The sequence below is a fragment of the bacterium genome (genome assembly GCA_021158245.1).
GTDB lineage: Bacteria > Zhuqueibacterota > QNDG01 > QNDG01 > QNDG01 > QNDG01.
Window position 1 is genome coordinate 62887 of record JAGGVB010000179.1, and the last position, 7319, is coordinate 70205.

The 7319-nt window shown below is 39.7% G+C and carries 8 protein-coding genes; all 8 read left to right on the forward strand.

What is annotated here, in order from left to right:
* Positions 1 to 7: 7 nt before the first annotated feature.
* Positions 8 to 1294 (forward strand): nodulation protein NfeD, encoded by a 1287-nt coding sequence (locus tag J7K93_10130; GenBank protein ID MCD6117363.1) that lies wholly within the window; start codon positions 8 to 10, stop codon positions 1292 to 1294.
* Between the two features lie 23 nt (positions 1295 to 1317).
* Entirely contained in the window at positions 1318 to 2064 is a 747-nt protein-coding gene (locus J7K93_10135; GenBank protein ID MCD6117364.1) for a slipin family protein, read from the forward strand.
* A 113-nt stretch (positions 2065 to 2177) separates the two neighbouring features.
* Positions 2178 to 2546, forward strand: a complete 369-nt coding sequence (locus J7K93_10140; protein MCD6117365.1) for a hypothetical protein — start codon at positions 2178 to 2180, stop codon at positions 2544 to 2546.
* Positions 2546 to 3670 (forward strand): GNAT family N-acetyltransferase, encoded by a 1125-nt coding sequence (locus J7K93_10145; GenBank protein ID MCD6117366.1) that lies wholly within the window; start codon positions 2546 to 2548, stop codon positions 3668 to 3670. Before J7K93_10140 ends, J7K93_10145 begins: the two co-directional genes overlap by 1 nt.
* A 65-nt stretch (positions 3671 to 3735) precedes the next feature.
* Entirely contained in the window at positions 3736 to 4380 is a 645-nt protein-coding gene (locus J7K93_10150) for a SagB/ThcOx family dehydrogenase (protein ID MCD6117367.1), read from the forward strand.
* Positions 4364 to 5491: an AmmeMemoRadiSam system radical SAM enzyme gene (gene amrS / locus J7K93_10155; GenBank protein ID MCD6117368.1), complete on the forward strand. Its 1128-nt coding sequence runs from the start codon at positions 4364 to 4366 to the stop codon at positions 5489 to 5491. The genes J7K93_10150 and amrS overlap by 17 nt, the downstream gene beginning before the upstream one ends.
* Positions 5492 to 5499: 8 nt before the next feature.
* Entirely contained in the window at positions 5500 to 7050 is a 1551-nt protein-coding gene (gene amrB, locus J7K93_10160) for an AmmeMemoRadiSam system protein B (GenBank protein ID MCD6117369.1), read from the forward strand.
* An 88-nt stretch (positions 7051 to 7138) separates the two neighbouring features.
* Positions 7139 to 7319: STAS domain-containing protein (locus tag J7K93_10165; GenBank protein ID MCD6117370.1), on the forward strand; the 181-nt coding region annotated here is incomplete at its 3' end.

Sequence of the window (7319 nt, forward strand, 5' to 3'; positions counted from 1 at the left end):
GGTAATTATGAAAAATTTAAAATTTATATTATCATTCTTTATTGTTTTGATTTTGTGCTATTCTCCTAATTTAATGTGCGGCTCAAATGAAATACTAGTAATAGATGTTAAGGGGCCCATAACCCCTGTAAAACTCAAATATATCAGTGAGAATCTGGACAAGGCAGAGAGAGGGAATGCAGAATGCCTGATTATAGAGCTTGATACTCCGGGCGGGCTTATGCAGTCAACCTGGGAAATCGATAAAAAAATATTATCTGCAAAAGTGCCGGTAGTTGTGTATATTACACCTACAGGAGGAAGAGCTGCATCTGCCGGAGTGTATATTACATACGCTTCACACATTGCAGCAATGGCACCAAGTACAAATATCGGATCTGCCCATCCTGTTACAATGGGCAAACAGGATACTTCAAGTGTAATGCTTGAGAAAATTACCAATGATGCTGCTGCACACATAAAGGGCCTGGCGGAAACGAGAGGGAGAAATGCAGAATGGGCGGAAAAAGCGGTCAGGGAAAGTGTGTCGATTACTGCAAAAGAAGCAGTAAAAATAGGCGTTGTGAATTTTATAGCAAAGGACAAAGATGATTTGCTCCGGAAGCTTGACGGGCGTAAAATAAAACTTGTAAACGGATACAAGACAATAAAAACGAGGGATGCCAATATAAAGTTTGAACCAATGAGCTGGCAGTATAATATTCTTGATAAGATTTCCGACCCTAATATCGCTTATTTGCTGATGCTTGCGGGTATGGCCGGAATATTTTTTGAGCTGAAAAGCCCCGGAGCAATTTTTCCCGGTGCTATCGGCGGGATTTGTCTTATTCTCGCTTTCTTTTCAATGCAGGTTCTACCTATTAATGCTGCCGGAGTTTTACTTATTCTTCTTGGTATTCTCTTTTTTATCCTTGAACTGCATATTACGAGTTTTGGATTATTAACAATAGGAGGTATTGTGTCAATGCTATTAGGATCTTTAATGCTTTTTAAATCTCCGGAAATGAGTGTTTCTCTCGAAATTGTCATCCCAGCGGTTCTAGGCATGGCATTCTTTATTGTTGTTGCTCTCGGGTTGGCACTTAAAGCCCAGAAGAAAAAAGTTAGTACCGGGCTGGAGGGGCTGGTCGGAGAAAAAGGTGAAGTTGCAAGAAAACTCGGTGACTTCTATCAGGTTCGAATTCATGGTGAAATATGGAAGGCAATGTGTGATTCTTCTCTTAGAAGCGGTGATAAGGTTGATGTTCTATCTGTTGACAACATGATGTTACGAGTTGAAAAAATCGTTAAATAATTAATTGAAAACAGGAGGAAGCTATGTCAGGATTAATTACTTTATTGTTACTGGCCATATTTATTTTTGCAAGTGCGGTCAGAATTTTAAAAGAGTATGAAAGAGGTGTGATCTTCAGACTTGGACGGCTGTCCGGTGTGAAAGGGCCCGGTTTAATTCTCCTTATCCCGGTTGTTGACCGTATGGTAAAAGTGAGCTTGAGAACAGTTGCAATGGATGTTCCGCCGCAAGATGTAATTACCAAAGATAATGTGTCTCTTAAAGTTAATGCTGTTGTGTATTTCAGAGTCATGGAAGCAGGAAGAGCTATTGTGGAAGTGCAGGACTACCTTTATGCAACATCTCAGCTTGCGCAGACAACTCTGCGTTCTATTTTGGGGCGTTCCGAGTTTGACGAACTTCTGTCTGCACGCGACAAAATAAACGAAGAGCTTCAGACAATACTTGATAAACATACTGATCCGTGGGGCATTAAGGTATCTCTTGTTGAGGTAAAACATATTGATCTGCCTGAAGAGATGAAAAGGGCAATTGCACGTCAGGCAGAAGCTGAGAGAGAGCGCAGGGCAAAGGTTATTCATGCAGAAGGAGAGTTCCAGGCTTCCGCACGTCTTGCAGAAGCTGCAGGTATTCTGGGAAAAGAACCTACAGCTATTCAACTTCGTTTCCTTCAGACATTGACTGAAGTGGCAGCAGAGAATAATTCTACAATGATTTTCCCGGTGCCGATTGATTTGTTAACACCTTTTTTAAAAAAGGATGAAAAATAGATAGAAAAATTTAGAAAAATTTATTACAATATCTATCATAGTCGATAATGTACCGCACAGGGGGGCATGATGCCCTTCTGTGTATTGTAAATTGTTTTTACGGAGGAATTTTCATGCAGTCCTGGCAGCGAATTAAGTATGCAGCGGAATGGGGTTTCTTTTTTGGAATTATTTCCTGGCTGTTATCAACAGGGTTTTCCAGCCACATCCCTACATGGGGAGTTTGGGGGATTATTCTTTCACGAACAGTAATGGGATTTATTTCCGGTGCCGTTATTTGGAAAATTTCATGGATTTTAAGAGGCATAATAATCAGCCTTTTGGTTAATATCCCTTGCGGTATTGCAGCAGCGCTGCTTGGTGCAGGATGGGAAAAGGGATTTTGGCCTATGATGATATCGGGAATTATTTTCGGAGTAACAACAGAATGGATTCTGAAAAGATATGATCATAAAGAAGAGTTAGAAGAGGGAGATCAATAGTGAGTCTTGAAATAAGACATGTAACGGCAAAGAAAGATTTGAAAAAATTTGTCATGTTTCCATATGAGCTGTACAAAAATGATCCTGTATGGGTTCCGCCTTTAATTGTGGAAGAGAAGAAAAAGTTCGTGCCGAAATCGAATCCCTATCTTAAAAGATGTGATTATGCTCTTTTCCTGCTGTTTGATAACGGCGAAGTGGCAGGACGTATCAGCGCTTTTGTTGATCCGGTATCTCTTGAATGCTGGGGAGAGCCTGTAGCTCTTTTCGGTTCCTTTGAGTCTTATGATAATCAAGAATATGCGGATAAACTAATTGATGCAGCCGCTTCATGGGCCCGTGATAAGGGATTTAAAAAGATGTGGGGGCCGATGCGTTTTGAATCACAGGAATGGGGTTTCCTTGCAAAAGGATTTGACAGCCCTCCAATGATAATGGCGCCGTACAATCCTGATTATTATAATACTCAAATGATTAAATACGGTATGAAAAAAATAAAAGACCTGCTTGTCTATGATGTTGATTCTCCTGCCAAATACGTCCTTCCCGAAAGATTTATTCGTTTATCAGAGAAGATTGGAGAAAAATACGGAGTAAAAGTCCGGCCTATTAACATGAAACACCTGAAGGAAGATGTGAGAAAAATAGTACAGGTTACAAATGAATCCACTTCAAATAACTGGGGATTTGTGCCTGTAACCCCTGAAGAAGCTGACGATATGGCTGAATCTTTAAGGCCCCTAGTGAATCCTGATATTGTTATGATAGCTGAAGTGGGCGACAGGCCTATAGGATATCTTATTGTCCTTCCTGATGTTAATCAGCTTTTTAAGGATTTGAAAGGGAAGTTGTTTCCTGTGGGTATCTGGAGGATGCTTTTTCAGAAGAACAGGATTAATCAATTCAGGGTTTGGGCACTTGGAATGATACCGGAGTATCAGAGAAAGGCTATTGACACCTTGTTTTATAAAAGGCTTTACGAAGTTCTTGTACCAACAGAGCCTGCAAGAGTAGAAGCTAATTATATCCTTGAGGATAATATGGCAATGAATAATCCCATTTTAAAAATGGGGTTTAAGGAGTATAAAAGATACCGGGTATATGAATTGAATTTATCAGAATAAGCGGAAAAACTTAATTGTGAATATTTTTTACTCAATCTCACAAAAAACATTACGAGCCGGATACGATGCAGAAATTTTTTAATACTAAATCAGATGATTTAATTATAACTTTACCGGAACCTGACAGGAATGGCAGCGTATCATTAGAAGAGGCAATTTCAACACGGAGATCAATCAGGGAGTTTTCAAAAAAACCGGTTGACATAACGGAGCTGTCTCAGATTTTGTGGTCTGCACAGGGGTCTCTTGGTGAAGAGATCGGCCGTACAGCTCCGTCTGCCGGCGGAACATATCCGATCGAAGTTTATGCTCTTGTAATGAGAGTAAATGATGTAAAGCCGGGTATTTATCTATACAAGCCTGAGAACCATACTTTGAAGCTTGTAAAAAGAGGGAAATTTGCAAAACTGCTTAAACAGGCTGCACTTAGCCAGGAGTCAATTGAACTTGCTCCGCTGAATATAATCATTGCTGCGCGGTTTCAGCGTACTGAATCAAGGTACGGCAGCAGGGCAAAAAGATATGTGTATATGGAGTGCGGCCATGTCGGCCAGAATGTCCAGCTTGAAGCATGTTCTCTCGGCATGGGTAGTGTTATAGTCGGGGCTTTCAGGGATGATGAAGCGAAGCAGGTTCTCGGTATTGATGAAGAAGTTTTATATATAATACCAACAGGGAAGAAAAGAGTAAATAATGAAAAAGCCGTCTGAAAATTTGATTAATAGCATATCAAGGCGGCAATTCTTAAAAATTTCATCAGCCGGTACATTTCTTCTTTTTGACGGGGCAGTGGGGGGAAGCGGTGTTGATACTGTTAAAGAAGCAAGATACTATAAAAAACTGGCAGATAAAAAAGTACAATGTATGCTCTGCCCTTGGCAGTGTATTACAAAGCCGGGACAGAGAGGGCACTGTGAGGTAAGAGAAAACAGAGACGGAAAGTACTATTCTCTTGTCTACGGACGAATTTCCGCTTACCATAATGATCCTGTTGAGAAAAAACCTTTCTTCCATTTCCTGCCTGGAACAACAGCTTTTTCAATTGCCAGTGTAGGCTGCAATGTAGATTGTAAATTCTGCCAGAACTGGGAAATAGCAAGAAGGCGCCTCAAAGAAGTCCCTTACGCACGTTTTACGCCTGATTTTGTTGTTAAATATGCGTTGGACTGGGGCTGCACTTCAGTTGCTTTTACCTACAATGAACCGACAGTTTTTAACGAGTTTATTTATGACGTCTCTGAAAAAGCAAAAGAGAACAATCTTCGAAGCATTATTATCTCAAACGGATTTATAAATAAAAAACCTGTTGCTGATCTAAGCAGAGTTATAGATGCATTCAAGGTTGACCTTAAGTCTTTTAATGAATCCTACTATCAAAATATTGTACACGGCAGACTGCGGCCGGTACTTGATACTCTCGTGCAATTAAAAGAATCCGGTGTGTGGACTGAAATTGTGTACCTTGTTGTACCCACGCTGAACGATGATCCTGCAGAAATCAGAGATATGGCAAAGTGGATAAAGAAAAATATAGGCCCTGATGTGCCTCTTCATTTCAGCAGATTCTATCCTAAGTATAAATTAAAAAATTTACCGCCTACTCCTGTTTCAACTGTTGAAAAACTAAGAAACACTGCTCTTGACGTTGGCCTTAATTATGTATACATTGGGAATGTACCGGGGCATGAAGGAGAAAATACGTATTGTCCTTCATGCGGTAAGCTGGTTATCGGCCGTATGGGCTTCCGGATCACTGAAATGAAATTGAAAAACGGAGTGTGCCAATATTGCGGGTATAAAATTTCCGGAGTATGGAGGTAAAAAACAAAATGGGCGGAATTAAAAATTGTACTTTTCTAAAGTTTCTTGTTTTTATTTGTACACTTAACATGATGTCTTCTGTGGCTTTTGGCCAGACTAATGATATACGCAGGCCTGCGAAAGCAGGACAGTTCTACCCTTCTGATCCGGAAGTACTCTCAAATATAATTAAAAGATATCTTGATAATTCGGAGATTGTTAATATAGAAGGGCCAATAACAGGATTGCTGGAACCTCATGCGGGATATGAATTTTGCGGACAAGTAGCTGCAAGCGGCTATCGTCAGATTGAAGGCAGCAGTTATGATGTTGTTGTAATAATGGGGACATGTCATTACAAGGGCATTACCGGAGGTGCCCTTGGAGATTGGGATGCGTACGACACTCCACTCGGTTCGCTAAAAGTAGATAAAAAACTTGTAAATGAAATTGTATCCATGAGCAGCCTTCTATTTGTTGACAGATCTGCACATCTTTATGAACATTCCATAGAAGTGCAGCTTCCGTTTATACAAACTGTACTCCCCGGAGTCCCGATTGTTCCTATAGTAATGGGGCGTTTGTCATATGGACAGGCAAAGGAAATAGCAAAAGCAATTATTAAATCTGTGAAATCAAAGAAAGTACTGTTTATAGCAAGTTCCGATATGTCTCACTATCCTTCTTACAGAGATGCATATGAAGTAGATCTCAAAACGCTTGATCAGATTAAAAAAGGAGATCCCAAAGGGCTACTTCGATTAAACAATGATGTGATGAGAAGAGGCATTCGAAATCTTGATTGTACACTATGCGGTCTCGGTACAGTTGTAACTCTTATGATAATCTCAAAGGAAATAGGTGCAGATAAAGTGCATATACTTCCTTATATGAACTCCGGTGATATTACAGGTGAGCGGAACAGAGTTGTAGGATACGGATCAGCTGTTTTCTATAAGGAAGTAAGGGATAAGAGGGAAAAAACAAAGAGATCCGAAGGAGATGGAATGTCCGAACAAATTAAATTTTCAAACCTGGAAAAGAAGAAGCTTTTTCAGATAGCAAGAAAAAGCATAATGGCGGCTTTAAAAAAGAGAGCCATTCCTCATTTTGATGTTCTGGAAGAAAATCTTTTATTAAAAAGAGGCGTTTTTGTTACACTTATGAATCATGGCAGATTAAGAGGCTGTATAGGCCATTTTGGAGCTGATATGCCTTTGTGGAAAATTGTTTCACAAATGGCTGTTGCAGCTGCAACCCAGGATTACAGATTTACGTATAATCCTGTGACATCCAAAGAGATGGATGAGATAGATGTAAAAATATCAATTCTGTCTCCGCTTAAGCGGATTAAATCAATTGATGAGATTAAAACAGGTATTCACGGAATCTGGATAAAGCAGGGTGTCAGAAGCGGCACATATCTTCCTGAAGTTGCAACTGAAATGGGGTGGAACAGGCGGGAATTTGTAGAACATTGTGCAAAGGAAAAAGCAGGCCTTGCTGCTGATGCCTGGAAAAAAGGGGCGGAGATGTATATTTATACTTCTCAGATACTGTCGGAAAAAGATGTTAAATAAATTAAATATAAAAATAATTTGGAATTTGGTTTCATAAGAATTATATTTTTATGTGTACAGGGTGTTAAATCTATACGGAGGATATAGAATGAATATTGATGTCAAAGATAAAAACGGAGTTAATGTTATTTTCGTAAAAGGTAATTTGATGGGCGGGGAAGAGACTATTGCCGTTCATGAAAAAGTTAAGAAATTGGTTGAGCAGGGCAAGAAGAAATTCGTTATTGATCTGTCTAAAGTTAAATGGATGAATAGCTCCGGCCTCGGTA

Bases quoted from the DNA above. Each gene is read 5' to 3' on its own strand.
- J7K93_10130 (MCD6117363.1), top strand. From the start codon at position 8: ATGAAAAATTTAAAATTTATATTATCATTCTTTATTGTTTTGATTTTG.
- J7K93_10135 (MCD6117364.1), top strand. From the start codon at position 1,318: ATGTCAGGATTAATTACTTTATTGTTACTGGCCATATTTATTTTTGCA.
- J7K93_10140 (MCD6117365.1), top strand. From the start codon at position 2,178: ATGCAGTCCTGGCAGCGAATTAAGTATGCAGCGGAATGGGGTTTCTTT.
- J7K93_10150 (MCD6117367.1), top strand. From the start codon at position 3,736: ATGCAGAAATTTTTTAATACTAAATCAGATGATTTAATTATAACTTTA.
- amrS (MCD6117368.1), top strand. From the start codon at position 4,364: ATGAAAAAGCCGTCTGAAAATTTGATTAATAGCATATCAAGGCGGCAA.
- amrB (MCD6117369.1), top strand. From the start codon at position 5,500: ATGGGCGGAATTAAAAATTGTACTTTTCTAAAGTTTCTTGTTTTTATT.